The organism is Candidatus Streptomyces philanthi, assembly GCF_059553635.1.
Genome location: NZ_JCANQV010000051.1, coordinates 1 through 26,636, shown reverse-complemented (window position 1 = coordinate 26,636; position 26,636 = coordinate 1). Strand labels below are relative to the sequence as shown.

Annotated in this window: 30 protein-coding genes and 1 pseudogene; 17 read left to right on the top strand and 14 right to left on the bottom strand. The window is 72.0% G+C overall.

All coding sequences use genetic code 11. The features are described 5' to 3' along the window. Nucleotides 1–436 (bottom strand): helix-turn-helix domain-containing protein (locus AC51EU_RS09240; protein ID WP_496266239.1); only part of this gene is annotated, 436 nt, incomplete at its 3' end. A 20-nt stretch (nt 437–456) separates the two neighbouring features. Beyond that, the gene (locus AC51EU_RS09235) at nt 457–1,212 is read right to left on the bottom strand and encodes a DUF6879 family protein (RefSeq protein ID WP_496266238.1); all 756 of its coding nucleotides are present in this window, start codon (nt 1,210–1,212) and stop codon (nt 457–459) included. Between the two features lie 307 nt (nt 1,213–1,519). Here AC51EU_RS09235 and AC51EU_RS09230 point away from each other — a divergent pair, with 307 nt between their 5' ends. Genes AC51EU_RS09230 through AC51EU_RS09215 form a run of 4 tightly spaced genes read left to right on the top strand, consistent with a single transcriptional unit; the run spans nt 1,520 to nt 4,024 of the window. Next, on the top strand, nt 1,520–1,981 hold the full coding sequence (locus tag AC51EU_RS09230; RefSeq protein WP_496266237.1) for a hypothetical protein: 462 nt from the start codon (nt 1,520–1,522) through the stop codon (nt 1,979–1,981). Beyond that, complete coding sequence (locus AC51EU_RS09225; protein ID WP_496266236.1) at nt 1,978–2,643, top strand: DUF6875 domain-containing protein; 666 nt, start codon at nt 1,978–1,980, stop codon at nt 2,641–2,643. The genes AC51EU_RS09230 and AC51EU_RS09225 overlap by 4 nt, the downstream gene beginning before the upstream one ends. Beyond that, nucleotides 2,640–3,530 carry a protein kinase domain-containing protein gene (locus tag AC51EU_RS09220; protein WP_496266235.1) on the top strand — a complete coding sequence of 297 codons (891 nt, stop codon included), beginning with the start codon at nt 2,640–2,642 and terminating at the stop codon, nt 3,528–3,530. Before AC51EU_RS09225 ends, AC51EU_RS09220 begins: the two co-directional genes overlap by 4 nt. Then, nucleotides 3,527–4,024: a GNAT family N-acetyltransferase gene (locus AC51EU_RS09215; RefSeq protein ID WP_496266234.1), complete on the top strand. Its 498-nt coding sequence runs from the start codon at nt 3,527–3,529 to the stop codon at nt 4,022–4,024. Before AC51EU_RS09220 ends, AC51EU_RS09215 begins: the two co-directional genes overlap by 4 nt. A gap of 76 nt (nt 4,025–4,100) precedes the next feature. On the opposite strand, the gene AC51EU_RS09210 is transcribed toward AC51EU_RS09215, so the two are convergent. After that, the gene (locus AC51EU_RS09210; RefSeq protein ID WP_496266233.1) at nt 4,101–4,361 is read right to left on the bottom strand and encodes a DUF397 domain-containing protein; all 261 of its coding nucleotides are present in this window, start codon (nt 4,359–4,361) and stop codon (nt 4,101–4,103) included. After that, nucleotides 4,358–5,155: a helix-turn-helix domain-containing protein gene (locus AC51EU_RS09205; RefSeq protein WP_496266232.1), complete on the bottom strand. Its 798-nt coding sequence runs from the start codon at nt 5,153–5,155 to the stop codon at nt 4,358–4,360. The genes AC51EU_RS09210 and AC51EU_RS09205 overlap by 4 nt, the downstream gene beginning before the upstream one ends. A gap of 159 nt (nt 5,156–5,314) precedes the next feature. Between AC51EU_RS09205 and AC51EU_RS09200 the strand changes: the two genes are divergently transcribed. The 4 genes and pseudogenes from AC51EU_RS09200 to AC51EU_RS09185 form a co-directional block, all read left to right on the top strand. After that, nucleotides 5,315–5,782, top strand: coding sequence for an ATP-binding protein (locus AC51EU_RS09200; RefSeq protein ID WP_496266231.1), 468 nt, complete (start codon nt 5,315–5,317; stop codon nt 5,780–5,782). A gap of 396 nt (nt 5,783–6,178) precedes the next feature. After that, nucleotides 6,179–7,114 (top strand): helix-turn-helix domain-containing protein, encoded by a 936-nt coding sequence (locus AC51EU_RS09195; protein WP_496266230.1) that lies wholly within the window; start codon nt 6,179–6,181, stop codon nt 7,112–7,114. Between the two features lie 65 nt (nt 7,115–7,179). Next, on the top strand, nt 7,180–8,169 hold the full coding sequence (hemB, locus tag AC51EU_RS09190) for a porphobilinogen synthase (protein ID WP_496266229.1): 990 nt from the start codon (nt 7,180–7,182) through the stop codon (nt 8,167–8,169). A 139-nt stretch (nt 8,170–8,308) separates the two neighbouring features. Then, nucleotides 8,309–8,539 (top strand): annotated as a pseudogene (locus tag AC51EU_RS09185) (helix-turn-helix domain-containing protein); the annotation flags it as partial. Here the strand turns inward: AC51EU_RS09185 and AC51EU_RS09180 are convergent. Continuing rightward, nucleotides 8,536–8,856 (bottom strand): hypothetical protein, encoded by a 321-nt coding sequence (locus AC51EU_RS09180; RefSeq protein WP_496266242.1) that lies wholly within the window; start codon nt 8,854–8,856, stop codon nt 8,536–8,538. The pseudogene AC51EU_RS09185 and the gene AC51EU_RS09180 overlap by 4 nt on opposite strands. 37 nt (nt 8,857–8,893) lie before the next feature. Between AC51EU_RS09180 and AC51EU_RS09175 the strand changes: the two genes are divergently transcribed. Further along, nucleotides 8,894–9,967 carry a transcriptional regulator gene (locus AC51EU_RS09175; protein WP_496266240.1) on the top strand — a complete coding sequence of 358 codons (1,074 nt, stop codon included), beginning with the start codon at nt 8,894–8,896 and terminating at the stop codon, nt 9,965–9,967. A 101-nt stretch (nt 9,968–10,068) separates the two neighbouring features. Here AC51EU_RS09175 and AC51EU_RS09170 read toward each other — a convergent pair whose 3' ends face one another. Next, nucleotides 10,069–10,719, bottom strand: coding sequence for a DUF4232 domain-containing protein (locus tag AC51EU_RS09170; protein WP_496266228.1), 651 nt, complete (start codon nt 10,717–10,719; stop codon nt 10,069–10,071). Nucleotides 10,720–10,948: 229 nt separating this feature from the next. Continuing rightward, nucleotides 10,949–12,073 carry a YeiH family protein gene (locus AC51EU_RS09165; protein ID WP_496266227.1) on the bottom strand — a complete coding sequence of 375 codons (1,125 nt, stop codon included), beginning with the start codon at nt 12,071–12,073 and terminating at the stop codon, nt 10,949–10,951. Nucleotides 12,074–12,157: 84 nt separating this feature from the next. On the opposite strand from AC51EU_RS09165, the gene AC51EU_RS09160 reads away from it, so the two are divergent. Further along, nucleotides 12,158–13,105 (top strand): LysR substrate-binding domain-containing protein, encoded by a 948-nt coding sequence (locus AC51EU_RS09160; protein ID WP_496266226.1) that lies wholly within the window; start codon nt 12,158–12,160, stop codon nt 13,103–13,105. 130 nt (nt 13,106–13,235) lie between these two features. On the opposite strand, the gene argS is transcribed toward AC51EU_RS09160, so the two are convergent. Next, entirely contained in the window at nt 13,236–15,002 is a 1,767-nt protein-coding gene (gene argS, locus AC51EU_RS09155; protein ID WP_496266225.1) for an arginine--tRNA ligase, read from the bottom strand. Between the two features lie 229 nt (nt 15,003–15,231). Here argS and lysS point away from each other — a divergent pair, with 229 nt between their 5' ends. Further along, entirely contained in the window at nt 15,232–16,956 is a 1,725-nt protein-coding gene (gene lysS / locus AC51EU_RS09150) for a lysine--tRNA ligase (protein WP_496266224.1), read from the top strand. Nucleotides 16,957–17,031: 75 nt separating this feature from the next. On the opposite strand, the gene AC51EU_RS09145 is transcribed toward lysS, so the two are convergent. Then, nucleotides 17,032–17,754, bottom strand: a complete 723-nt coding sequence (locus AC51EU_RS09145; protein ID WP_496266223.1) for a DUF3558 family protein — start codon at nt 17,752–17,754, stop codon at nt 17,032–17,034. Nucleotides 17,755–17,960: 206 nt separating this feature from the next. Then, nucleotides 17,961–18,842 (bottom strand): hypothetical protein, encoded by an 882-nt coding sequence (locus AC51EU_RS09140; protein WP_496266222.1) that lies wholly within the window; start codon nt 18,840–18,842, stop codon nt 17,961–17,963. A 160-nt stretch (nt 18,843–19,002) separates the two neighbouring features. Here AC51EU_RS09140 and AC51EU_RS09135 point away from each other — a divergent pair, with 160 nt between their 5' ends. From AC51EU_RS09135 to AC51EU_RS09120, 4 genes are all read left to right on the top strand, one after another. After that, entirely contained in the window at nt 19,003–20,196 is a 1,194-nt protein-coding gene (locus AC51EU_RS09135; protein ID WP_496266221.1) for an RtcB family protein, read from the top strand. A gap of 438 nt (nt 20,197–20,634) precedes the next feature. Next, nucleotides 20,635–20,883 (top strand): hypothetical protein, encoded by a 249-nt coding sequence (locus AC51EU_RS09130; protein ID WP_496266219.1) that lies wholly within the window; start codon nt 20,635–20,637, stop codon nt 20,881–20,883. Nucleotides 20,884–20,964: 81 nt separating this feature from the next. Then, on the top strand, nt 20,965–21,414 hold the full coding sequence (locus AC51EU_RS09125; protein ID WP_496266218.1) for a hypothetical protein: 450 nt from the start codon (nt 20,965–20,967) through the stop codon (nt 21,412–21,414). A gap of 27 nt (nt 21,415–21,441) precedes the next feature. Next, the gene (locus tag AC51EU_RS09120; RefSeq protein WP_496266217.1) at nt 21,442–21,678 is read left to right on the top strand and encodes an RICIN domain-containing protein; all 237 of its coding nucleotides are present in this window, start codon (nt 21,442–21,444) and stop codon (nt 21,676–21,678) included. Between the two features lie 101 nt (nt 21,679–21,779). Here the strand turns inward: AC51EU_RS09120 and AC51EU_RS09115 are convergent, their stop codons facing one another. From AC51EU_RS09115 to AC51EU_RS09105, 3 genes are all read right to left on the bottom strand, one after another. After that, nucleotides 21,780–22,541, bottom strand: coding sequence for an SDR family NAD(P)-dependent oxidoreductase (locus tag AC51EU_RS09115; RefSeq protein ID WP_496266216.1), 762 nt, complete (start codon nt 22,539–22,541; stop codon nt 21,780–21,782). 104 nt (nt 22,542–22,645) lie between these two features. Continuing rightward, nucleotides 22,646–22,981 carry a YnfA family protein gene (locus tag AC51EU_RS09110; RefSeq protein ID WP_496266214.1) on the bottom strand — a complete coding sequence of 112 codons (336 nt, stop codon included), beginning with the start codon at nt 22,979–22,981 and terminating at the stop codon, nt 22,646–22,648. An 89-nt stretch (nt 22,982–23,070) separates the two neighbouring features. Further along, the gene (locus AC51EU_RS09105) at nt 23,071–24,819 is read right to left on the bottom strand and encodes an FAD-dependent monooxygenase (RefSeq protein WP_496266213.1); all 1,749 of its coding nucleotides are present in this window, start codon (nt 24,817–24,819) and stop codon (nt 23,071–23,073) included. A 115-nt stretch (nt 24,820–24,934) separates the two neighbouring features. Here AC51EU_RS09105 and AC51EU_RS09100 point away from each other — a divergent pair, with 115 nt between their 5' ends. Beyond that, complete coding sequence (locus tag AC51EU_RS09100) at nt 24,935–25,588, top strand: TetR/AcrR family transcriptional regulator (protein ID WP_496266212.1); 654 nt, start codon at nt 24,935–24,937, stop codon at nt 25,586–25,588. 3 nt (nt 25,589–25,591) lie between these two features. On the opposite strand, the gene AC51EU_RS09095 is transcribed toward AC51EU_RS09100, so the two are convergent. Beyond that, nucleotides 25,592–25,972 carry a MazG-like family protein gene (locus AC51EU_RS09095; protein ID WP_496266211.1) on the bottom strand — a complete coding sequence of 127 codons (381 nt, stop codon included), beginning with the start codon at nt 25,970–25,972 and terminating at the stop codon, nt 25,592–25,594. A gap of 87 nt (nt 25,973–26,059) precedes the next feature. Here AC51EU_RS09095 and AC51EU_RS09090 point away from each other — a divergent pair, with 87 nt between their 5' ends. Next, on the top strand, nt 26,060–26,560 hold the full coding sequence (locus AC51EU_RS09090) for a cupin domain-containing protein (RefSeq protein ID WP_496266210.1): 501 nt from the start codon (nt 26,060–26,062) through the stop codon (nt 26,558–26,560). Nucleotides 26,561–26,636: the final 76 nt, after the last annotated feature.

Here is a 26,636-nt window from a genome sequence, read left to right as displayed (position 1 = left end):
GGGAGCGCTGGAGCTCCGTGAACCGGGTGAAGACCGACCGGGCGTAATCGGGGGTCTGGAGAATTCCGACGATCATGGAGCTCTGCCACACGTGAAAGGTGCGCGTCGCCGCGTGCTCGGTGTTGAGGGCGTCCTGCACGGGCCGGTGTCCGGCGGCGAGCTGGCGGCGCCATGAGCGGATGCGGGACTCGAAGCCTCTCAGCCGGGCGAGGAGTTCGTCGTACACATCGGGACGGCCGGTGTGCTCCGCCCACCTCCGCAAGTCCTCGGGTGTAGGCGTGGTACGGCCGTTCTCCAGCTTGCTGACCTTGGACTTGTGCCATCCGCACTGCTCGGCGAGCCGGGTGCCGGTGAGCCAGCCGTCAGGGGCCGTGAGCCGGAGTTCCCGGAGTCGTGTTCCGAGCGCCTCGCGTGCCTTCTGGTAGTCCGTGCTCACCGGTGGAACCCCTGTTTCCGCTATCCGTCCGCGGTCGGGCGCGCCGCGAACTCCTCGTACGGGACGGCGTGGTGCATGGCCGCGTCACGCACCGTGGAGTACCGCACCACTTCGGCGGGCTCCGTGATCAGTTGGACGCCGACCAGTTCGTCGGCGTCGTCGAAAAGGAGCAGGGCGACCAGCCGGGAATCGAAGAGCCAGAAATCCTCGTCGGGCAGACCGAGCCGCCCGGCGTCGGCGCGCCGCAGTTGGAGGATCTGCTCCCCGACGGCGCTGTTGCGACGCGCGTTGTCGAGCAGATAGAGCTGTCCTGGGGTGGGCGGGTCGTCGACGACGCGGACGCGGACGAACCGCTTGCCGAGCGCGGCCTGCTCACGCCGTCGGGCGCACCACTCGGCGTCCCTGCCCTCCCAGTTCACGGGCTCGCCCCGGCTGAACTGCGCGTAGGTCTCGGTGATTTCGTCGGACGCGTAGCGCCTCCGGCTCTCCAGCCGCCAGGCCGTGTGCGCGAACCGGGTGAACAACCGGCCGAAGTCCTCCAGGTCGATGATCTTCTTCTCGCGTGTCCTGTCCTTGGGGCCCCAGTCCACGAGGAGTTCGCGGGGCACCACGACGGGTACCTCGCCCTCCCCGAGGTGGCGGAGCTGGGCAAGGTCCTCGGGGTCGGTGACGGGCGGACCGTGCACGATGACCTCTCCCGAGTCGAGGTCCTCGTGCACCGCAGGGCATCCGTCGTTGCCGGAGCCCGTGCCGTTGAAGCGCAGCCGTCGCGCCATGATCAGTTCCTTTCGCGGGGGGACTGACGCACCAAGCTTCTCCGTGCCGGATGTCTCATGCGCGTGATCCACGGGGCTCGTACGAGGAACAACGGGGAACTTCCCCATGGTGTCAGCAACTTCGGGGAACTTCCCTGGCGGCTCTCCACGCCCTCTTCCTACAGCGCTGTTCACGCCCCGCACCGGAACGTCGCCCCCGTATCACCGAGCGCGACCGTGGGGCGGCCCCGGTGCCGGGCGCCGCGCTCCCGGTCCGGTGGCCCCGAAAAGCCCCGCTCCCTCAGCAACGACCGAAAGGGCTGGTCCCGTGCAGCAGAAGCTCAAGGAAAACCGGCGGCAGGTGTCACCTGCGGACGCCCGCGTCGAACTGGGTCGGTTTCTCACGCTCTTCGCCGCCCGCCGCGAGCGCGGCGAGCGGGAATTCATGCCCATGTTCTCGGCACTGATCGACGCGGAATGGCACGCGATGCTGGGCGACCCGGAGGCGTACGCCGCGTTCTGCCGCGCCAACGGCGGTGTGGTCGCGCGGCATCGGCCGGCGCCCGGCTCCGGCCCGGTCGGCTGGATCGGCGCGTACGAGGCGGTCCACGGACCGCTGACCGCCGCGTGGTTCGCCGACGCGTCCGGTGTCGTCGACGAGGACGCGCTGGCCGCCTACGCACGTACCGGGGCGGTCGTGACCTCCTGGGACTGCGGGCCCATCTCCGGCGGCGACGGTGACGACGGAGTGACCGGGCCCTCCGCACCGCTCCAGGGAAACGCGGCGTGACCGGCTGCCGAAGGGTGCCCCCGCCCGGTGCGGGGGCACCGCCCGCGTGCGGCCCCCTGCGCCATGTCGCGAGCGGGGACGCCGAGCGCGTCGGCATGGGCCCCTACGCCCGCGCCGTGACCGCCAACTGCCCCTTTCTCGCGCCGTCCCTGCGCCGGGGCCTGGTCCGCTGGCACCGGTACGGGACCGGCCCCTCGGCCGGGGCCGACGCGGTGGAGGCCGGGGTGTTCGAGGCCGGGGCATGGGCCGCCGAAAGCATCCGGGCCCGGCGCACCGTGGGTCCCGGAGTCTGCGAGGTGATCGTCCTCGACGGGGGACTCCGGCCGAACGACGGGCGCGTGCTGCGGTGGCCGCACTGGGCGCTCAAGCTTCTGTACGCCCCGGTCGGGGTGATGTTCGGCAGGTTCGCTCCCGCCGACCGGCGCACCGACCGTTCCGGGCGTCCGGTCCCGGCCCCGCCGGTCCCCCTTCTCGCCGTGCGTCCGGCACTCGTCTCCCTCGATCCCGCGCTGCTGCCCTCCACCCCGCGCCTTGCCGGCACCATCGCCGCGTCGGCCGAGGACGATCGCGACGTCCTCGGCCCCGTATCCGGCGCACGGGATGCCGCGCGTCCGTGGCCGCTGGTCAGGGCCTGGTCCGAGCGGGGGCGGTCCGAGCCATGACACACGCCACCGCACCCGATGCCCTCGCCGCCCGTCTCGGGCGGCCGGTCAGCGCCGAGCTCGTCTCCAACCGGCGCGGTTCCTGCGCCTGGAAGGTCACCGACGGCGGCGGCCTGCGCCTGGCCCTGAAGGCCAACGCCGCCGGGGCGAGCGGCCGGGACAAGGCCGCCGAAGTGGCGCGTGAGGCCGCCGTCCTCACCGAGTTGGAACGGCTCGGCGCGATCGACGGCGGCTACCTCCACTCGGCAGGGACGTTCGAGGAGGGGCACTGGACGGCCGTCCGCTGGGTCGGAGGGCGCCAGCTGTGGCACGCGTGGGCGCCCGCCCGCGACCCCGAAGGGAACCGCGCCCCCGTACGGCGCCGCCTGCTGCACACCGCCCGTACGCTCGCCGGGCGTCTGGCCGCCCTGCACGCCCACGGCTGGGCCCACGCCGACGTCCAGCCGACCAACATCCTCGCCGCCCCGGACGACGGCACCGCGTACCTGATCGACTACGCCCTGGCCTGCGGACCGGGCGGCGCTACCGGCCGCGCTCCCTACCGGGGAGCGCTCACGCACACCACCCCTCCCGAGATCGCCGCGGCCGTCCTCGGCACCGAGGACACCACCCATGTCCAGGCCGCACCACCGGCCGACGTCTGGTCCCTGTGTGCCACCCTCTTCTGGTGCTGGACGGGCCACCGCCCCTTCGACTACCCCGACGGCGCCGACCGACCGGAGAAGCTGCGCGTCATCGCGGCCGGCGCCACGCTCCCGCTCGGTGACGTACGGCCCTGGCCCTTCCCGGACCTGGAGAACCTCCTCAGCGCCTGCCTGGCCCGCGACCCGGCCGACCGCCCCACCATGGCCGAGCTCCTCGGTGGCTTCGGTACGGGGGAGCCGTGATCCGGCTGCGGGAACTCACCGTGGACGACGCCCCCGCCGTCAGGAGGGTGTACAGCGGGGCTTCGGTGACGTTCACCCGCGGGCGCGCCATGACGGACCAGGAGGCCACCGCGCACGTCGAGGACATCGTCTTCCGGGCCCGCGCCGTCCCCCGGACGTGCTGGTGCCTGGGTATCACGGCCCGGGACGACCTCGTCGGGCTGGTCGGCTTCCGTGACCGGGGCGGGCAGCACGCCACCGTGAGCTACATCCTGCGCGAGGACGTCTGGGGCAAGGGCTGGGCGACGGAAGCGGTCGTCCAGGTCGTCGCCCTCGCCGTCACCCGTGCCGGAATGGCCCGCCTCAGCGCCAAGCACCACCCCGACAATCCCGCTTCCGGCCGCGTCCTGGTCAAGGCCGGGTTCGCCAGGACCGGGACCACGCCCCTCGGCCCCGCGTTCGGGCGGGGCGGGGTCGGCTTCCCGGTGTACGAGTGGCGGCGCCCCGGCGGTTGACGCCGCCGGGCCCGTAGCTGAGACGCGGCGACATACGCGCTCCCCGCATCCGGATCGCCGGACGCGGGGAGCGTTGTCATCGCTGGGCGGCGTAGGGCAGGAAGCCGGTCCAGGTGGCGGGGGTGAAGGCGAGGCGGGGCCCGTCGGGGTTCTTGGAGTCGCGGACGAGGATGGTGCCGGGGGTGGTGGCCACCTCGACGCAGGACGGGCCGTCGGCGGTGCTGTAGCTGCTCTTGGTCCAGGCGACTTCGACGCAGTCGGGGCCTTCGGGTGTGCTGTAGCTGCTCTTTATCCACTCCAGAGTGGAGCTGACTCCGTCAGAGGGCTTGAGGGTCATGTCTCTCCCATTACTTTCTTGATGAAGGCCAGCGACTCACGCGGCGTGAGAGCCTGCGCCCGGATGACTCCATAGCGCATGTCGAGAAGCTGTACCTGTTTCGGATCAGCGATCACGCGGCTGATCTCCTGAACTTCTGCGTGTCCTACCGTGGTTCCGTCCTTGAGCCTGAGCAGCCGAAACGAACCTCCGAGACCCGAGTTCTCCTCCTGGCCCAGCGGCAGAACCTGAAGGTCCACGTTGCGCAACATGCCGACCTCCAACAGTCGTTCGAGCTGCCTACGCATGACCAGTCTGCCCCCAATGGGGCGACGGAGCGTCGATTCGCATTGGACGAAGTTGAAGACCTGTCGAGCCGTTGAGCCGCCGAGGATCTCCTGGCGCGCCATGCGGGCCGCCACCAGCTGCTCCAGCTTGTCCTCGGTGAACGGCGGCCGACGGACGCCGAACGCCGCCCGCGCGTACTCCTCGGTCTGAAGGAGCCCATGGACGACCGAGTTGTTGTAAGCGCACAGCTCAACCGCCTCCCCCTCCAGCTTCTTCAGGTCCCGGACCTTCTCCTTGATCTTGCCGCCCGCGTTCAGCTTCACGTCCGAGCGTTCCAGGAACTCGGGCCGGGGGATTCGGCGTCCCCGCTCGACGGAGGAGACCAGCTCCTCGCCGTAGCCGATCTCCGTGCCGAGTTCCGCCTGGGTGAGGCCGGCCGCCTCGCGCCACAGTTTGATCTGGCGCCCGACGACCTTCATCACGCCTTCGGCCTCGTGGTCCTCCAGCTCCACGTCCTCGTCGTTCATGTCTGCCGTCCCTTCCGTCGCGCCCATGTGTCCAACTCCGTCCCCGCCATGGCGGCACCGGGTACAGCCCGGACAAGTGCCGGACCGCACCCGGACAGTCACCCTCCGCACGGGTGCCGGTGCTTCTCAGGCTGTGTACGCGCGACCACGCTGGGTGAGGTGAATCCACAAATCACCCGAACCAGCAATTCCGGAACCGCCGTTGCTCAAGCCCCGGCCCCCGCCGGGCAGCTCCGGTTCTCCGTGCCGCTGTCCGCCACCCGTCGCGGAGCGCGGCTGGCCCGGTTCCTGACCACGGAGCAACTCAGCACGTGGGGGCTGCCGTTCGACCCGGCCCAACACATCGTCGCCGAGCTGGCGGCGAACGCCGTGCTGCACGGCCGCGTCCCCGGACGGAACTTCCGCCTCACGCTCACCCTCACCCCGCCCGCCACGCTCCGTATCGCCGTGACCGACACCCGCGCCGAGCGGCTACCCGTCCCCGCCGCACCCGTCGGCCCCTTCCCGGCCGAATCCGGCTACGGACTGTTGCTCGTCGCCGAGTTGGCGGACCGCTGGGGCGTCGAACAGGGCCCGGTGCCGACCAAGACCGTCTGGGCCGAACTCGCTCTCACGCCCCTCCGCTGAAGGCGCCCGTCTCCCCGTTGCGGCGCCTGTTCGGCATCGTCCCGCCGACGACCGGGAGGGCCCGCGAAGCCGGGCGGTCCGTAGTGCTCCGGCGCGGCCCGCCCGGCGCGGAACCGGAGCCCGGAAACCTGGGACCCGGTGGACCGGGCGGCTGTGTGACGGGCGATCAAGGACAAAGAAACCGGGGGAAATTACCTTCCCAACCGGCCAAACCTCGCGTACGTCACCCACAGGTGTGAAACGCGGCAATCTGGCTGGCGTTCGGGCGGCATGGCGGGGCAGGCTCGCCTTGACCAGATGCCAACGCGTGTTGGCGTGCCGACATGCGTCGGCCCCCGCCGGGACGGCATTCCCAATGCGAGGGCCTAACCACTAGAGGAACCCAAACCTTCCCCCATGGCTACACGGAATCCTAGCGCCGCCACGCGCCCACGTCCCCGACGTCGTCCGACTACCCCACACGGCGTCACCCACATCAGGGAACGCCATGTCGACCGCTACACGGTCATCGGCAACCACCTCGCCCAACACCACGAGTTGTCCCTCGTCGCGATCGGCCTGGCCACCTACATCTTCTCGCTGCCGGAAGGCGCCCAGATCGACATCCGCACCCTCGCCGAACGCTTCCCGGAGAGCCGCGACCGCATCGCCTTCGCCCTCCGCGAACTGGAGACGTACGGCTATGTCGAGCGAGTGCGGGAACGCCTCCCCGGCGGCCGGTTGATCACCCGCACCTACGCCTTCCACGCCCCGGAGACCACCCGCGCCCGCGCGCCGGTGCTGCCCGAGCCCGGCTCCGTACCGTCCGCCGTTCCGTTGCGGACCGGCCCCGGCGCCACGACCCCCGCCCCACGGGCACCGCGCCAACCAGACCCGGCACCCACTGCCGTACCGTCCGCCGTACCCCCGCAGCCCGGACCACCGGCGGAGGCGCCCCGCAGCCCGCACCACGACGAGGCCACCGCCCTCCTCGCCGGGCTGCGCCGCGACGACGACCGGCTCCTCCTTCCCGCGCGGGAGGTGTGCCGCCTCGCCCCGGGCGTCGCAGCCTGGTTCGACAACGGCGTCACCGCCGAGGCCGTCCGGCGCGTCCTCCTCGCGGACCTCCCGGCCGACCTGAAGTACCCGGCCGGGTTCCTCGCCCACCGCCTGCGGGAACTGCTGCCCCCACCACTCCCTCCAGCCCCACCGGAGGAGGCCGGACCACCACGCCCTCATCCCTTCCAGACGTGCGACGTCTGCGACCTCGCCTTCCGGGCCCCGAGGCCGGGGCTCTGCCGAGGCTGCCGGTCCGCCCCGCCGACGGCCGGGAGCGCCACCCCGGCGGCGTGAAACCGGCCCCGACACCGACGCCCCGTCGGCAAAGGCGGGGGCGGTGCGGGCGTAGCGTGGGTGGTATGACGAAATACGGATCTTTTCCCGGGGCTCGGCCGCGGCGGCTTCGTACCAGCCCCGCGATGCGGCGGATGGTGGCAGAGCACCGGCTGCACCCGGCGGACCTGATCCTGCCGGCGTTCGTCCGGGAGGGCGTCTCGGAGCCGGTGCCGATCGCGGCGATGCCGGGCGTCGTCCAGCACAGCCGGGACACCCTGCGGAAGGCGGCCGTCGAGGCGGTGGAGGCGGGGGTCTCCGGGATCATGCTGTTCGGCGTGCCCGAGGACGCCAAGAAGGACGCCGTGGGCAGCGCGGGAACCGACCCCGACGGCATCCTCCAGCTCGCGATCCGGGACGTACGGACCGAGGTCGGCGACGACCTGGTGATCATGTCGGACCTGTGTCTGGACGAGTACACCGACCACGGCCACTGCGGCGTCCTCGACGCCGAGGGCCGGGTGGACAACGACGCGACCCTGGAGCGCTACGCCGAGATGGCGCAGGTCCAGGCCGACGCGGGCGTCCACGTCGTGGGCCCCTCCGGGATGATGGACGGTCAGATCGGCGTCATCCGCGACGCGCTCGACCAGACCGGCCACGAGGACGTCTCGATCCTCGCCTACACCGCCAAGTACTCCTCGGCGTTCTACGGCCCCTTCCGCGAGGCCGTCGGCTCGTCCCTCCAGGGCGACCGCAAGACGTACCAGCAGGACCCGTCGAACCTCCGCGAGTCGATGCGCGAGCTGGCGCTCGACCTGGAGGAGGGCGCCGACATGGTCATGGTCAAGCCCGCACTGCCCTACCTCGATGTCCTCGCGAAGATCGCGGACGAGGTGGACGTCCCGGTCGCCGCGTACCAGATCTCCGGCGAGTACTCCATGATCGAGGCCGCCGCCGCCAACGGCTGGATCGACCGCGACAAGGCCATCATGGAAGCCCTCACCGGCATCAAGCGCGCCGGCGCCAACATGATCCTCACCTACTGGGCGACGGAGGTCGCACGGCAGCTGTGAGGCGGGGCGGCGGGATGCCGTGAACTCGGCGGACGCCCGGTGACCCTCTGCGGTTGCCGGGCGTCTTTGGGGTGAGGGTGCCAGGGCCGCCGGGGCAGAGGTGGGGGTATGACGGGACGGTGGGGCGTGCCCTGGTGCGGTGTGCCGTCCTCGGCTTGAGATCCTTGGGGCCGAACGGGGCGCGGGCCATCGGGACCTGAGGGGTGGAAAGACTGTGGGGGCGGACGAGGAGACGACCGGCTTCGCCGAGCTGTTGGGGGTGTTGAAGGAGCGGTCCGGGCTCAGTTACGGGGCGCTCGCGAAGCGGTTGCACATGAGTACGTCGACGGTGCACCGCTACTGCAACGGTGATGCGGTACCGGCGGATTACGCGCCGATGGAGCGGTTTGCCCGGGTATGCCGGGCGACGCCGGACGAGCTGGTGGAGCTGCACCGGCGGTGGATTCTGGCGGACGCGGCCCGGCGGCGCGAGAGGGAGCGCAGGGCGGCGTCCGACGCGCCGGGGAGGACGAACTCCTCGGGGAAGGCGAAGAAGAAGGCGCCGGGGGCGGAGACGGCCCCGGATGCCGGGGTGGCGCAGGGGGCGGGGGAGGCCGGAGACGGGGGACGTTCCGGTGTGCGGGGGCCGGGCGTTGTGGCGTCGTCGGCCGGCGGTGCGTCCGGTGCCTCGGTTGCCGCGATTGCCACGGAGGGCGCCGAGCGGGCCGGGGTCGCAGGTGGCGCAGTGACGGCAGGCGCCGGTGGGGCCGCAGGAACCGGCGAGGCGGCAAGCACCGGCGAGACGCCCGGCGCCCGCCCCACGCCCGACACCGCACCCGCCCCCGTCACGGAAGCGACACCCGCGACCTCCGCCCCCACCGAGCCCCCCGCCGCGCCCCCGCGCAAGCGCCGTCGCGCGCGGCGGGCCGTGGTGGTGTCCGGGGTCGCCACCGCCGTCGCGGTGGTGGCGTCGGTGGCGCTGGCGGCCGGGCTGGTGCACCAGGGCGAGCCGGGGAAGGACGTGCCGAGGGCGGAGACCGAGATGGCTCCGCGGACGTCCGTCCCGGTGGCGGAGCCGCACAAGAAGGGGAAGCCGTCGAAGGAGCCGGCCGGTGAGGAGTCGCCGGACGCCAGTGCCTCCCCGTCGCCCAGCGGGACGGCGGAGACGGAGTCGGCCGCGCGGGGCGGTGCGCCCGAGCGGGTTCCGGAGCCCGCCACGCCGCCGCTCGGCGTGGTCGTCCGGCCGTACACATGGAAGGACCCGTGCAGCCAGAAGTATCTGGTCGGCCGGGAGCCCGACGCCGTGACCCAGCCGCCCGAAGAGCAGGACGTCCGGGGCTGGATCACCACCATGGGCGCGGTGTCGGGCGGTGAGCAGATCGTGAAGGTGGCGGTGCAGGGCACCAAGGGGCACACGGTGGTGCTGAACGCGATGCGGGTGCGGGTGGTGAGCCGCGAGGCGCCGCTGGCCTGGAACGCGTACGGCACGGGGATGGGCTGCGGCGGTGGCATGACGCCGAGGACGTTCGGGGTGGCGCTGGACGCGGCCCGGCCGGACGTCGTCCCCGAGGGCGGCCAGCGGGACTTCCCGTTCAAGGTGAGCGAGAACGACCCGGAGGTACTGAAGATCACCAGCCGGACGCAGAGCCACGACGTGCGCTGGTACCTGGAGCTGGAGTGGTCCAGCGGGGACCGGCACGGCACGCTGGAGATCAAGGACAACGGGCAGCCGTTCCACACCAGTGCCTCCACGGGCCGTCCGCACTACAACTACATGCTGGGCAGCAGCGAGTGGATCGCCCAGAGCGACGAGACCTGACCGCGAGGACGGCCGTCGGAGGGGCGGGACCCGGTGGTGACGGGCCCGCCCCTTTCCGCGCGGCCCGCGCCGGTGCGGCGCGTCGTTCCGGTCGCGTCACCTCAGACCAGCGCGTCCTCGACGTTGTCCTGCCAGTACGTCACCCACGCCGAGCTGTCGGTGTGGATGCCGCCCTTGGGGAGGCTGATGCGGACGGTGGGGCCGGTCGAGCCGTTGCCCGCGCGGTTGCCGAACAGGACGCCGAGGGTGTGGGCGGTGTAGCCGTCGGTGCCGGAGCCGTCCGGGGACTCGTACATCACGCCGGCGTAGGCGGACTGACCGGGCCTCAGGGTGAGGACGGACTGCGGCTTGGTGTGCTCGTTGAAGGGCGTGGCGGCCTGGGCGTCGTCCCAGCGCAGGTACGGGGCGCCGTAGGCGTTGCAGGGGGTCGAGCCGGTGTTGGTCGCGGTGATCAACATGTGGTTGAGGGGACGGTCGACCTTGACGGCCGTCACCCTGACGTTGGAGCCGTTGCAGGCGAGGGTCACGGGGCCGTGCGCGCCACTGGTGGCGGCGTTGCGGACGGGGTGCGCGTTGCCGGTGTCGGCGCTGACGCCCATGGTCCGGGGGGCCGGCTGCTGGGCGGCGGGAGTGGGGACGGCGTTCGCGGCCCCGCTCTCGTTGCCGCACGCGGTCAGCGAGACGGCGGCGGCGAGGACGGCGGCGGAGGCGAGGAGCCGGGTGGCGCGGCGGGAGGTGCGGGAGGTGGACATGGGCGGGCTTCTCCGGTCGTGAGGAAGGGCGTCGGCGTCGGTGGCGCGGGCCGTCGGGGCTTGCCGGAACGAGAGTGCGGCGTCCCCCGTCCCGGCCGCCACACCCGGCGGGAAAGCAGGGACGCCGGAACGGCATTCCGCCCTCTGACCTGCGGTGATACCAGGTGCCTGGAACGGCGGCGTGGGACGGACGGCCGTGCGGGCCCCGGCCCGGGGCCCGCGTCGCGGCTCAGGTGAACGCCGCGATGCCCGCGAACGACACCGCCGCGGCCAGCAGCGTCGAGCCGGCGCCGAGGACGAAGGCACGGCCGCCGGTCCGGACGAGGGAGACGAGGTGGACGGAGGTACCGAGCCCGAAGAGGGCACCGGCCAGCAGCAGCGTGGTCAGCGTCTGCGCGGCGGACAGCACCGGGTCCGGCAGCACACCCGTACTGCGGACGGCGACCATGGCGATGAAGCCGAGGACGAACAGCGGGACCAGCGGCGGCCGCTTGCCGCTGCTGTCGACCGCGCCCCGGCGGCGGCGCACGATGCCGTAGCCGGCGATCAGCGGGGCCAGCAGCACCACCCGGGTCAGTTTGACGACGGTCGCCACGGCCAGCGCGGCGGGCCCCGCGGCCGAGGCGACGGCCACGACCTGCGCCACCTCGTGGACGCTCGCGCCGGCCCATATGCCGAACGAGGTGTCGGACATCCCCAGCGGGTGCTGGAGCAGCGGCAGCAGGAAGATCGCCAGCCCGCCGAAGATCGTCACCAGGGCGACGCCGGTGGCCAGGTCCTCCTCCTCGCTGTCGCTGACCGCGTCCATCGCGGCGGCGGCCGACGCGCCGCAGATCGAGAAGCCCGTCGCGACCAGCAGCGTGGTGCCGGGCCGGGTGCCCAGACGGCGGCCGAGCCACATCGTCCCGGCGAAGGTGACGGCGACGGTCAGCGCGACGACCAGCAGCACACCGGGGTCGAGCTGGAGCACCTGGGAGAGGGCGAGCTGGAGCCCGAGGAAGACCACGCCGACGCGCAGCAGCTTCTTGGTGGCGAGCTTGGCGCCGGGCAGCACCCGGTCCCCGAGCAGTCCGACGTTGCGGGCCACGGCGCCGATCAGTACCGCGATGGTCAGCGCGCTGACCGCCGGTACGAGGCGGTTGAGCAGGTACGAGACGGCCACGCCGACGACGACCACGGCGAGGCCGGGGCCGTTGACGGACACGAACGTCCGCAGCCGCTGTGGCAGCGGCTCGCCGGGCGCCTCGCCGCCGGACGGCGGGGCGTCGCGGGGCGCGCCGCCCGGGGACGGGGCGGTGGGGGAGGAGTCGGACGGCTGCGGTGCGGGGAGCGCGGTCCCTTCGGTGGGCTTCATACCTAGATCGTCGAAGGGGGCGGCGGCGCGCGGTAGCCGGGATTCCCCTATGCACCCATAGACTCCACCTATGAGGGGGTCGCGATGAGAACGGACCTGCGGTCACTGGAGACGCTGCTGGCGGTCGCCGAGCACGGCAGCATCGGCGCCGCCGCGCGGGCGCTCGGCGTCCGCCAGCCGTCGGTGACCGACCGCTTGCAGCGTCTCGAACGCCATCTGCGGCTCGCCCTCGTCGAACGGTCGCCGCGCGGCTCCCGGCTCACCGCGGAGGGCCTGGCCGTCGCCGACTGGGCGCGCGACGTCCTCAGCGCCTCCGACCAGCTGGAGGCCGGGGTCGCCGCGCTGCGCCGCAGCCACGACAGCCAGCTGCGGGTGTCGGCGAGCCTGACGGTCGCCGAGTACCTGCTGCCCCGCTGGCTGGCCGATCTGCGGCAGCACTCGCCGGACACCGGCGTCGCCCTGCGGATGTGCAACTCCGAGCAGGCCGCGCAGGACGTCCTGAACGGCGACGCCGACCTCGGGTTCATCGAGGGACCCCGTACGACGGGGGGCCTGCACACCCGGGTGGTCGCCACCGACACCCTCGTCATCGTCGTGGCGCCCGGCCACCCCTGGGCCCGCCGGCGCCGCCCTCTCGACGTCGCGGAACTCGCCACGGCGCCCCTGATCGTCCGGGAGAAGGGCTCCGGCACCCGCGAGACCCTCGACCACGCGCTGGTGCGGGCGGGCGCCCACCGCACCGGCACCTCGCGCCTGGAACTCGGCTCCACCGCCGCCATCAAGGCCGCCGTCCTCACCGGCCAGGGCGTCGGCGTCCTCAGCGGCCTCGCCATCAGCGACGACATCCGCGCCGGCCGCCTGCGCGAGATCGCCGTCGACGGCATCGACCTCCGCCGCCGCCTCCGCGTCGTCTGGCGCGCCGGCACCCGCCTCACCGGCCCCGCCGCCGACCTCGCCACCTGCGCGGCCCGCGACCACCGGCCGACGGGCGTACGGAACACGGCCGGACCGGGCCCCGTCCCGCGGCAGTAGCCGGGGCCCGCCGTCAGAACCGGGGTGTGAGCCCCGGGCCGACGGGCCCACCGCGCGGTCGGCGTCCGGGACCGAAAAACCGGGGGCGGGCCGCCCTTTTCAGGCGCCCCGCCCCCGGTCACGGATCGGATCAGAGCCGCTCGGGCGTGCGGATGCCCAGCAGGGCCATGCCCTGGTGGAGGGTGCGGGCGGTGATGTCGCAGAGGAAGAGGCGGTTCTCGACCTGCTCGGGGGTGTCGGCCTTGAGGACCGGGCACTTGTCGTAGAACGCGGTGTAGAGCGACGCGAGGTGGTAGAGGTACGCGGCGAGCTTGTGGGGCGCGTGCTCGGCGGCGGACTCCGCGACCGTCTCGGCGAACTGGTCGGCGTGCAGGCCCAGGGCCCGCTCGGCGTCGGTCAGCGCGAGCTCCGGGTGGGCGGCGGGGCGCACCTCGCCGGCCTTGCGGAGGATCGACTGGATACGGGCGTACGCGTACTGGAGGTAGACGCTGGTGTCGCCGTTGAGCGAGACCATCTGGTCCAGGTCGAACTTGTAGTCGCGGCTCGCCGAGGTCGACAGGTCGGCGTACTTCACCGCGCCGATGCCCACCTGGGCGCCGCGCTCGGCGATCTCCTCGTCGGTCAGGTCCTGGGCCTTCTCCCGGACGACGGCGGACGCGCGGGCGATCGCCTCGTCGAGGAGGTCCACCAGCCGCACCGTCTCGCCCTCACGGGTCTTGAACGGCTTGCCGTCCTTGCCGAGCACCGTGCCGAACGACAGCTGCGAGGCGTGCACGTCGTCGCTGAGCCAGCCGGCCCGGCGCGCGGTCTCGAAGACCATCTTGAAGTGCAGCGACTGCCGGGCGTCGACGACGTACAGCAGGGTGTCGGCCTTGAGGTGCTGCACCCGGTCGCGGATCGCGGACAGGTCGGTGGCCGCGTAGCCGAAGCCGCCGTCGGACTTCTGGACGATCAGCGGGGTCGGCTTGCCGTCCGGGCCCTTGACGTCGTCGAAGAAGACGCACAGCGCGCCGTCGGAGCGGACCGCGACACCGGACTCCTCCAGCAGCCGGCAGGTCTCGGCGAGCATGTCGTTGTAGCCGGACTCGCCGACGACGTCCGCGTCCCGGATCTCCATGTCGAGCTTGTCGAAGACCGAGTAGAAGTAGATCTTCGACTCGTCGACGAACCGCTGCCACAGGGCGCGGGTCTCCGCGTCGCCCGCCTGGAGGGCGACGACCCGGCGCCGCGCCCGCTCCTTGAACTCCGCGTCGGCGTCGAACAGCGCCCGGGACGCCTTGTACAGCCGGTTGAGGTTGGACATGGCCTCCTCACCGGAGGTCTCGCCGCGCCCGTGGTCCAGCTCGTGCGGGTGCTCGACCAGGTACTGGATGAGCATGCCGAACTGGGTGCCCCAGTCACCGATGTGGTGGCGCCTGATCACCGTCTCGCCGGTGAACTCCAGCAGCTGGACGACGGCGTCGCCGATCACCGCGGACCGCAGGTGGCCGACGTGCATCTCCTTGGCGACGTTCGGCTGCGCGTAGTCGATGACGGTGGTGCCGGGCCGCTCGGCGTACGGGACGCCCAGCCGGCCGTCGGCGGCGCGCTCGGCCAGCGTCCGCACGATCGCCTCGTCGGCGACGGTGATGTTGAGGAAGCCGGGCCCGGAGACCTCGATCTCCTTGATCGCCGCGCCGGGCGTGCCGGTCTCGATGCCCTCGACGACCTTGGCGGCCAGCTCCCGCGGGTTCCCCTTGAGCTTCTTGGCCAGGGCCAGCATGCCGTTGGCCTGGAAGTCGGCCCGGTCGCTTCGGCGCAGCAGCGGGTCGGTGGCACCGGCCTCCGGCAGGGCTGCCGTGAGGGCGTCGGTGATGCGCTGGTTGACCGTAGCTGCGAGGGAGGTGACCGAGGCCATGGAGAGTGTGCTCTCTTCCGGAAGAGGTGCGTTCGGGGTCGTAAGGGTTGTGTCGGCGAGTATCCCACGGTGCCACGCCTCCTCACGGGGAAAAACCGACCGGTCCGCGTCTGGGACAATGGGACCGGTCAGGCTTTCGTACGCCCGCGCGGTGGCGCCCCACGACGCGGCAGGGTGTGCGGGGGCGCGACGAGGAAGCTCCACACTCCAGAAAGAGGAAGGGCCGATCGTGGCTCAGCAGAGCACCGAGACCGACTGGGTCTCCAGGTTCGCGGACGAGGTCATTGCCGAGGCGGAGCGCCGCGCCCCCGGCAAACCGATCGTCTGCGCCTCGGGCCTGAGCCCCTCCGGCCCCATCCACCTCGGCAACCTGCGCGAGGTCATGACCCCGCACCTGGTCGCGGACGAGATCCGCCGCCGCGGGTACGCCTGCGAGCACATCATCAGCTGGGACGACTACGACCGCTACCGCAAGGTCCCGGCCGGCATCGACCCGTCGTGGGCCGAGCACATCGGCAAGCCGCTGACCTCCGTCCCGGCCCCGCCCGGCAGCACGTACCCCAACTGGGCCGAGCACTTCAAGGCCGCCATGGAGGAGTCCCTGCGCGAGCTGGGCGTGGAGTACCGCGGCATCAGCCAGACCGCGCAGTACACCTCCGGCGCCTACCGCGAGCAGATCCTGCACGCGATGAAGCACCGCGCCGAGATCGACGCCGTCCTGGACCGCTACCGCACCAAGGACAAGGCGACCGGCAAGCCCAAGAAGCAGCAGAAGCCGGTGGACGCCGCCGAGCTGGAGGCCGCCGAGGGCTCCGGCGCGGCCTCCGAGGACGACGGCAGCGCGGGCGGCTCGGGCTACTTCCCGTACAAGCCGTACTGCACGGCGTGCGAGAAGGACCTCACCACCGTCACCGCGTACGACGACGAGTCCACCGCCCTCGACTACACCTGCACCGCCTGCGGCCACAGCGAGACGGTGCTGCTGCGCGAGTTCGACCACGGCAAGCTGGTGTGGAAGGTCGACTGGCCGATGCGCTGGGCCTACGAGGGCGTGGTGTTCGAGCCGAGCGGCGTCGACCACTCCTCGCCCGGCTCCTCGTTCGTCGTCGGCGGCCAGATCGTCCGCGAGGTCTTCGGCGGTACGCAGCCGATCGGGCCGATGTACGCGTTCGTCGGCATCAGCGGCATGGCCAAGATGTCCTCGTCGAAGGGCGGGGTGCCCACCCCGGCCGACGCGCTGAAGATCATGGAGGCGCCGCTGCTGCGCTGGCTCTACGCCCGCCGCAAGCCGAACCAGTCCTTCAAGATCGCCTTCGACCAGGAGATCCAGCGGCTCTACGACGAGTGGGACAAGCTCACCGCCAAGGTCGCCGACGGCACCGCCCAGCCCGCCGACGCCGCCGCCCACACCCGGGCCGTCGGCACCGCCGCCGGGGAGCTGCCCCGCACCCCGCGCCCGCTGCCGTACCGCACGCTCGCCTCCGTCGTGGACATCACCGCCGGCCACGACGAGCAGACGCTGCGCATCCTCAGCGAGCTGGACCCGTCCCACCCGGTCACCGACCTGGACGAGACCCGCCCCCGCCTCGACCGCGCCGAGAACTGGATCACCACCCAGGTCCCGGCCGAGGCCCGCACCATCGTCCGCGACGAGCCCGACACCGAGCTGCTGGGTTCCCTCGACGAGCAGGCCCGCGGCTCGCTGCGGCTGCTGCTGGACGGGCTCGACGAGCACTGGTCGCTGGACGGGCTGACCACGCTGGTCTACGGCGTCCCCAAGGTCCAGGCGGGCCTGGAGCCGGACGCCAAGCCGACGCCGGAGCTGAAGGCCGCGCAGCGCGCCTTCTTCGCCCTGCTCTACCACCTGCTGGTCGGGCGGGACACCGGTCCGCGGCTGCCCACCCTGCTGCTGGCCGTCGGCGCCGACCGGGTGCGCAAGCTCCTCGGCGGCTGACCGCGCGGCGCACGTCCGACGAAAACGGGTTCGGCCCCGGGGAAGGAGACTCCCCGGGGCCGAACCCGTGTCCCGTCAGCCGTTGTTGGCCTTGAGGGCGCTCGCGACGGCCTCCTTGGCGGCGTCCTGGGCGCTCTTGAGCAGGTCGTCGCGGTCGGGGGTGTCACCGCCCGCCAGGCCCGCGCCGTTGTAGTTGACGGTGACGACGATGTTGGCGGTCCGCGCGACGATCGTCTGGTTGCGGTAGTCGCTGCCCTTGTGCTTCAGGTCGTAGGTGACCGAGGTCGCCTCGTCCCCGATGCTCTTGACCGCGCCCGTCTTGACGTTCTTGGCGCCGTCGCTGCCCTTCGCCAGGTCGATCTGCTTGGCGTAGAAGTCGGTGGCGCGCTTCTCGCCGGTGGCGTTGAGGGAGGGCTCGGAGTCGTAGCGCTTGAAGCTGACGTCCAGCCAGCGGAACTGGCTGCCGTCGACGCCCTCGGACTTCGAGCTGTTCCACCGGCAGGAAGCGCTGGTGGCGATGTCCGGGGACTTGCCCTTGTCGCCGGCGTCGTTCTTCAGCGACGGCAGCAGCTTGTCCAGGGTGTCCTTGGAGAACGCCTTGCACGGGTCGGGCAGCTTGGCGTACTTCGCGGCCGCGAGGGTGGGCGTCGGCTTGGTCGTCGTACGGGGCGCGGTCGACGGGGTGGCGTCGTCGGAGGAGCCGCCCTTGGAGCCGGAGTCGGAGCAGCCGGCGACGAGGACCACCGGTACGGCCGCGCAGGCGATGAGGCTGGCGAGTCGCTTGGTTGAACGGGGCATGGTTCCTTCGCTGTTCGTCGTCGTGGTTCCGGCGTGCCGCCGCGCTCCCGGGGGAGTGGGTACCGGCGGCACCTCGTCGTGCGGCGGCAAGGCTAGACGGAACGGTACGCGGCGGGGCGCCGGCGCCGGGCTCCGGGAGGCGGGCAAAAGGTGTCAATCCGCGCCAAAAACGGCCGGTTCCGGACCAGTGCGAAGGAAGGCGGACGTTATTCGTCGAGGCTGTCCGCCAGCTCGGAGGCCAGCGCATGCGCCTTGTCCTGCAGTTCCCGGCTTTCCGGCACCCGCGATTTGTCCGTCGACCACTGGTCGTAGCTGATCGTCACAATGACGTTCGACGTGCGGAACACCACAGTGATGTCACGGTGCACACCGGAGTCCGCGGTGACCAGCCGGTCGTTGAGGAACGCGGCGTCCCCGAGGTCCTCCAGCTCCCGCGGGGCGGTCGAGGCGGCCGGTGCGCCCGTGTCGGTCGGGCTCGGTGAGGCCGTCGGGCTGGCGGACGCGTTCTCCGCCTCCTTGCCCTTGCCGCCCTTGGCGCTCTTGCCGTCGTCCTTCCCGCTGTCCTTCTTGCCGTCCTTCTTGTCGTCCTTCTTCGACGTGCCGGAGGACGCGGACGGGCTCTCCGAGCCGCTGCCCGGGATGTGGGCCGCGCGCTCCGCGACGTCGTAGATCTCCCGCGCCTTGTCGTCGTCGCTGGTCCCGGCGTGGTACGAGACCACACGCTCGATGTCGAGGGAGAGATGGCGGGTGCCCTCGGTGCTCTCCCGCTTCCAGCGGCAGCCGACCCGGCGGTCGGTGTCGTAGGTGATGTCGGGGCGGCCGCCGTAGATCTTCGCGGCCTCCTCCTCGGAGAGGTGCTGCCCGTCGGCGGGGAGCATCGCCTTTATCGTGCCGCGCCCCGGGAGCCGGCAGGCGTCGGGGAGATAGGCGTACCGGCCCGGCTGGGCGGACTGGCTCGCCGTGGCCGTGCCCGCGTCCTTGGCGTCGTCGCCGCCGGAGACGGAGCCGCCGGAGCAGCCGGTGAGGCCGACCGCCAGTGCCGCGGCGGCCGCCACGGCGGCGCCCGGTACGAACGACTTGCGCCGCATCGTTCGCGGCTCCTTCCCTGGGAAATCTGGTTGCCGCCGACTGACGGCCGATGGGAACAATGTGTACCGCACCTTGTGCCGCACCGCCGATTCACCGTCCTGGAACAGGTGATTTGTTCGGCTCTTGCGCTTTGCCGTTTTTCGGGGGAAATGAGGAAGTATGTCGTACACCGAAGTGCCCGGTGCCCGGGTCCCCATCCGCATGTGGGCCGATCCCTCCACGGTCGAGGGCGCGGCGATGCAGCAGCTGCGCAATGTCGCCACCCTGCCATGGATCAAGGGACTGGCCGTGATGCCGGACGTCCACTTCGGCAAGGGCGCCACCGTGGGCTCGGTGATCGCCATGCAGGGCGCCGTCTGCCCCGCCGCCGTCGGCGTCGACATCGGCTGCGGCATGAGCGCCGTCCGCACCTCGCTCACCGCCGACGACCTGCCCGCCGACCTCTCCCGCCTCCGTTCCCGCATCGAGCAGGTCATCCCCGTCGGCCGCGCGATGCACGACGACCCGGTCGACCCGGGCCGCCTCCACGGCTTCCCGACGGCCGGCTGGGACGACTTCTGGACCCGCTTCGGCGGCGTCGCCGAGGCCGTACGGTTCCGCCGGGAGCGGGCCGTCAAGCAGATGGGATCGCTCGGCGGCGGCAACCACTTCATCGAGTTCTGCCTGGACGAGACGGACACGGTGTGGCTGATGCTGCACTCCGGCTCCCGCAACATCGGCAAGGAACTCGCCGAGCACCACATCGGCGAGGCCCAGAAACTGCCCCACAACCAGGGACTCGTCGACCGCGACCTCGCCGTCTTCGTCGCCGACACCCCGCAGATGGCCGCGTACCGCAACGACCTCTTCTGGGCCCAGGAGTACGCCAAGCACAACCGCGCCGTGATGATGGCCCTGTTCCAGGACGTCGTCCGCAGGGAGTTCACCAAGGCCCGCCCCACCTTCGACCCGGTGATCTCCTGCCACCACAACTATGTGGCGGAGGAACGCTACGACGGCATGGACCTGCTGGTGACCCGCAAGGGCGCGATCCGCGCGGGCAGCGGCGACCTGGGCATCATCCCCGGCTCGATGGGCACCGGCTCCTACATCGTCCGCGGCCTGGGCAACGCCGCGTCCTTCCAGTCCGCCTCACACGGCGCGGGCCGCAAAATGAGCCGCAACGCCGCGAAGAAGCGTTTCACCACGCGGGACCTGGAGGAACAGACCCGCGGCGTGGAATGCCGCAAGGACTCCGGAGTCGTCGACGAGATCCCCGGCGCCTACAAGCCCATCGAAAAGGTCATCGACCAGCAGCGCGACCTGGTCGAGGTCGTCGCGAAGCTGAAGCAGGTGGTGTGTGTGAAGGGGTGAGGTGGGCGGGAGTCCTGACGCACGGAACTCCCGGGCGTACGGAACTTCTGAGTGCGGCGGCTCGTGCCCGTGGGGTGCGGGCCGTTCGTCTTGCCGCTCCGCCTACGCCGTCGCGGGTCGCTTCCGTGCCTCTGTGCGTGATGCGGAGCACCCCTTCTACGCCTGTGTAGTAGCGGCCGGGCGTGGTGACGTAATGTCAGTTGACCATTGTTTCGAGCGTGGCTGATGGCTTGCCGTTGCCGCTCGGAACGTTATGTACGTGCATTACTCAGGGGAGATGTCATGACAGGCCGGATGCGGCATGCGCGGTTCGCGGCGAGTGCGTTGGTGGGCTGTGTTTCGCTGCTGGTGTTGACGGCCACGCCGGCCGCGGCCTCGGCGAAGGGGTGCACCGGTAATCCGGGTGCCACCGATGGGTCGGGTTCCGTTTGCCTGGACGTGAAGGGGACCAAGCTCAAGGTCCAGAAGTTCACGCTCGACAAGAAGTCGAACAATCGTGACTGGAAGGACAAGCCGATCGTCACGGCGGGGAAATGGAAGTGGACGGGGGCGACGGTCAGCGCCAGGCGCGTGGAGAACAAGAGCGTCACCAAGACCATTAACAAGAGCTTCCCCAACAACACCCGGATGTGCGGTTACTGGAGCAAGTACCCCGGGTCGAAGGCGTGCATAACGATCCACAAGTGATCCGGTACGCTTGACCGGCGGTGGGCGGGCCGTGCCCGCCCACCGCCAGGGCGGTACGGGCAGGTGGAACGAGGAGGGCGGATGCTGACAGCGCGGAAGAACGCGACGCCGACGACGCGGCCCCAAGCGGGCAGGCGAAAGAGTCGCCCCTTCTTCTTTCTCCTCGGCCTCGCCCTGTTCGTGGCGTGGATCGCCGTAGTGGTCATCAGCATCGCACGCGAACCCGACCCGGGTGCGGCCTCATATCGGCAACTTGCCTCCCGCGTCGGCGAAAACCTGCAAAAGGGTGACGCGGAAGACCTGGCTCGCTATGTCAGCGGCGAAAACTCCGACGAATACGCCAAATCGCTGGTCGGTAAAGTGAAGGCTTCCGGTCATGCAGGGGAAATCTCCGTCTCCAGGCTGGGTGAAAAGCAGCTGCAAATGCGGGCGTCGCGTATCTGTATGGCCTGGGACGTCGAGAAGAAAGACGGACGTCTTTTTCTGGACCCGGTTCCGCCTCTGACGCCGGCGGGTTGTTCCTCGCATTGATGAGGGGGAACTCGGGGTGACCGCTGTGTGAGGGGCAGCCCCATTCGACGGGCGCCCGGCACCGCGGAGGGCAATGCGGTCATCTCGCTGCGCGACCCGGCGTGGAAGTACCGCAGTGACGCATGGCGGGTGGAGAACCCCGGTACGACGGTCGTCTTCCGGAACGTCGCGGCCGACAAGTGCCTTCAGCCGGCGACCATCGATCCGCGGCGCGGCACCGGCGTCGTCATCACGACCTGTGACGGCTCCGACCAGCAGAAATGAATGGGCTTCCCGGAACGGGAGGCGTTCCGGGGCTCCTCGCCTGTCCTGGCCGGGGGTGCTGCTGGCCCAGGGCGCCCGCCTGAGGGCGCCCGGCCCGGTGCTCACACCGTGCGGTGCACCTTGGCGTTCGATGCCTGGGCGCGGGGGCGGACGATGAGGAGGTCGATGTTGACGTGGGAGGGGCGGGTGACGGCCCAGGTGATGGTGTCGGCGATGTCGTCGGCGGTCAGTGGGGCGTCGACGCCCTCGTAGACCTTGGCGGCCTTGGCGGTGTCACCGCGGAAACGGGTGGTCGCGAACTCGTCGGTCTTCACCATTCCCGGCGCGATCTCCAATACGCGTACGGGCTCGCCGCACAGTTCCAGGCGCAGGGTCTCGGCGATGGCGTGGGCGCCGTGCTTCGCGGCGACATAGCCGCCGCCGCCCTCGTAGGTGCCGTGGCCCGCGGTGGACGACACGATCACGACGGTGCCGTCACCGGATGCGGTGAGGGCGGGCAGCAGGGCCTGGGTGGTGTGCAGTACGCCGAGGACGTTGACCTCGTACATCGTCCGCCAGTCGGCGGGGTCGCCGGTGGCGACGGGGTCGGCGCCGAGCGCGCCGCCCGCGTTGTTGATCAGGACGTCGCAGCGGTCCAGCGACGCGGCGAAGGCGTCGACGGCGGCGCGGTCGGTGACGTCGAGCGCGTACGCCTCGGCGTTCGGGATCTCCGCGGCCAGCGCCTCGATGCGGTCCTTGCGGCGGGCGGTGAGCACCACGCGGTACCCGGCGGCCGCCAGCTGGCGGGCGGTCGCGGCACCGATACCGCTGCTCGCTCCGGTGACGACGGCGGTGGGCGTGTCGGTGGTGGTGTCGGCGGTCATGCGCTCTCCTCGCTGGGGGCGGTGCGGTCGGTGATGTCGAGGGCGTGCGCCTCGGCGGGCGGGCCGTGCGGTGGTGCGTCGCCGGTCAGGATAGGTGGGCGGGGTCAGCGGCCCCGCGGCGCGTACATGATCACGGCCATGCCCGCGAGGCAGATCAGCGCGCCGATCACGTCCCAGCGGTCGGGCCGGTAGCCGTCGGCGACCATGCCCCAGGCCAGCGAACCGGCGACGAAGACCCCGCCGTACGCGGCCAGGATGCGCCCGAACTCGGCGTCCGGCTGAAACGTGGCCGCGAAGCCGTACGCCCCCAGGGCGAGCACCCCCGCCCCTATCCACAGCCACCCCTTGTGCTCCCGCACGCCCTGCCACACGAGCCACGCCCCGCCGATCTCGAAGAGGGCGGCCACAACGAACAGAACGAGGGAACGGGCGATCGACATGGGGCCCAGGGTAAGCAGGGGCGGGGTGGCACCCGGTGGCGGGCGCTCACCGGGCGCTCGGCCGCCGCCGGTCAGGGACCTGCGGCCGGTCAGGGGCCTATGGGCGCGCCCGTCCAGTGGGCGAGGGCCCGGCGGAGAGCGATGGCACGGCGGGTGGGGTCGGTGGCGTCGCTGGCCCAGGCGATATAGCCGTCGGGCCGGACGAGCAGTGCCGTACGGCGGTCGCTGCGCCAGGAGGCGTGGAGGTAGTAGGGCCGGGGAACGGCCGGGGCCCCTCCGGTGCTCGTGGCCTCCGCATGGTGTGGTGCACCTCCGGTCTCCGCGCCGCACGGGGTCCGTCCGGCCTCGGACGTCTCCGCGCCACGCGGGGCTCCTGCGGCCTCGGCGGCCCTTGTGCGGTGCGGGGTCTCTCCGGCCCCGGTGGCCTCCGCGCCCTGCGGGACATCCCCGGCACCTGTGCCCCCTCCCGAGGCCGGACCCCCTCCACCGTCCTCCGCACCCCCACGGAGGGCCCCCTCACCGGGAACCACCTCCCCCTCCCCCGTCACCAGCACAAACGTGCCCTGCCGCAGCAGGTCGTAGAGCCGTCGGCCGTTGGCCAGGCGGAGGTCCGGGGCACGGCGGCCCGTCAGGGGGTGGGCGCCGAGGGGGGCCGGGTAGGCGATGCCGATGCCGGAGATGGCGCGCAGGGCGCGGTCGGAGAGCGGGGGGATGTGGTTGATCAGGGTCGCGGCGGCTTTCAGCAGGGCCCGCTGTGGTCGGCTTTCCAGGACGGCGAAGCGGATCAGGGCGCCGCTGCTGCGCAGCACGCGCCGGCCGACGGGGTGGCGTTCGTCGTGGTAGGTGTCCAGCAGGCCGTCGGGGGCCCGGTCCTGGAGGGCGGCGGCGAGTTTCCAGCTGAGGTTGGCGGCGTCCTGGAGGCCGGTGTTCATGCCCTGGCCGCCGGCGGGGGAGTGGACGTGCGCGGCGTCCCCGGCGAGGAAGACCCGGCCGACGCGGTACGAGGGGACCTGCCGCTCGTCGCTGTCGACGCGGGAGGACCAGTGGAGCTCGCGCAGGCCGAGGTCGGTGCCGAAGGCGAGCCGGGTGAGGGTGCGGACCTCTTCCAGGTCGGGGGCGGCGTGGCCGTCCTGGTGGTGGCGGTTCCAGCCCGCGACGCGGTACCGGCCGCCGCCGAACGCGGCCAGGATCGCGAAGGCGTCGTCCGTGACACCGAACGAGAACGGGACGGCGGGCTCCTGGTCGAACCGGACGTCCGCGAGGACGAGGGAGCGCACCACGGACCGTCCGGGGAAGGGCAGGCCCAGCGCCTCGCGGACCGTGCTGCGCACGCCGTCGGCACCGACGACGTACCTGGCGCGCAGGGTGTGCTCCCCCTCGGGATCACGGACCTGTACCGACACCCCTTCCGCGTCCTGGTCGAGGCCGAGCACCCGGGTGTCGTAGCGCAGCTCCGCCCCGGCCTTCAGGGCGCGCCGCTCCAGGAGGCGCTCCACCTCGAACTGCGGGGTGAACAGGACGAACGGGAAGCGGCTGAGCAGCCGGCCCGGGTCGATGGAGAGGCCGAAGGGGGTGAGGGCGGTGAGGCGGTGGCCCCGGGCCATCAGCTCGTCGGCGAGTCCGCGGGCGTCGAACTGCTCCAGGGTGCGGGAGTGGACGACCAGGGCGCGGGTGAGGTTGGCGGCGGTGCCGGCGCGGCGTTCCACGAGCGTGACGCGGACGCCCGCCTCGGCGAGGTCACCGGCGAGCAGCAGGCCCGTGGGCCCGGCGCCGACGACGAGGACATCGGGCGCGGGGGCGCGCCCGGTGAGGTCGTTCCTGTGCTGCACGACTGCCATGACGGCCTCCTCGGCCCTTTTCCATGGTTGCTCACACACTTCGGTCAACGCTTGTTGGCAAGCCTAGGCCGCCCGAAGCTGGAAAGTCAACAGTCGTTGGCCTACATTTGTGGGTATGGCCGAACGACTTCCCGCGGAGCCGCGCGTCCCCGCCGCGTCCCGCACTCCCGCCACCGCCGCCGACCTGCGCGCCGCGGAGAACATCGCCGATCCCCGGCCCCGCCGTTCCGACGCCACGCGGGCCGCGATCCTCGACGCCGCCCGCGACCGCTTCGCCGCCGACGGCTACGAGCGCGCCACGATCCGCGCCATCGCCCGCGACGCGGGCATCGACCCGTCGATGGTGATGCGGTACTACGGCAGCAAGGCGGGCCTGTTCGCCGCCGCCTCCGACATCGACGTGGGCACCCTCGACCTCACGGACATCCCGCGCGACGAGGTCGGTGCCCGCTTCGTACGCCACTTCCTGGAGCGCTGGGAGCGCGACGACACCCTGACCGGCGTGCTGCGCGTCGGCGTCACCAACGAGGCGGGCGCGGAGCGCATGCGGAAGGTCTTCGCCGAGCAGATCAAGCCGCTGGCCGCCGCCGTGTGCCCGGTGCCGGACGAGGCCCCGGTCCGGGCCGCGCTCATCGCCTCGCAGATCCTCGGGACGGCGCTGTGCCGCTACGTCCTGCACCTCCCGCCGGCCGTCGGCCTCGGCCGCGACGAGCTCGTCGCCTGGCTGGCCCCCACCGTCCAGCGCTATCTGACGGCCGAACGCCCCTGACCGCTACCGGCCCCCGGCGATGCCCGCCCGCGCCACCACCCGCTCCAGATGCGCCGCGAACTCCTCCCGCGCGTCGGGCGTGAGCGTGCGCAGCGCCACCATCGCCGTCACGATGACGTCGCACAGCTCGCTCCGTACGTCGTCCCAGGTGTGGCTGTGGCCCTTGCGGGGGTTCTGCCCGGTGGCGCCGATCACGGCCTGGGCCACCTCGCCGGTCTCCTCCGACAGCTTCAGGACGCGCAGCAGCCGCACCTGTTCCGGCGGCAGCGCGCTCTCCCGGTCGAGCCAGTGGGCGAGTGCGCCGATGGTGTCCCACAGGGCGGCACCCCCGGGGCCGTCGGAGGGGGTGGAGGGGCAGGGACCGGAGGGCGGGATCGCGGACATGGCCCGACTCTGCCGGTGTTCCAGGGCCCGTGTCCCTAGGGTCGTACCGGACGCCACGACCACCGGCCCGGCAGACGGGAGACCGCCGTGCACCAGCCGAGTCCCACCCCCGACGAGCTGATCGCGTTCTACGACCTGCGGCCGCTGCCGCGCGAGGGCGGCCGCTTCCGGCGGACCTGGGCCGGCCCCGTACGGCCCGACGGCCGGCCGGAGGGCAGCGCCATCGTGATGCTGCTGACCGCCGAGCCGGGCGACTTCTGTGCCCTGCACCGGCTCCCGGCCGACGAGGTCTGGCACTTCTACCGGGGCGATCCGCTCACCCTCCTGCTGCTGCCCGAGCGGGCGGGGCGGCCGGCCGAGGCCGTCACCCTCGGCCCGGACGTCCTGGGCGGGCAGCATGTGCAGTTCACGGTCCCGGCCGGGACCTGGATGGCCGCCGAGGTCGCCGAGGGCGGTTCCTGGACGCTGTTCGGCTGCACGATGGCGCCGGGCTTCCGCGACGAGGACTACGAGCGGGGGGACGCCGCCGTCCTGGCCGCGCGCCACCCCCGGGAGGCGGCGCGGATCACCGCGCTGTGCCGCCCGTGACCGGCCCCGTGTCCCTCCCGGACCTCTCCGGCCGGACCGTCCTGGTGACCGGCGCTGGCGGCGGGATCGGCCACGG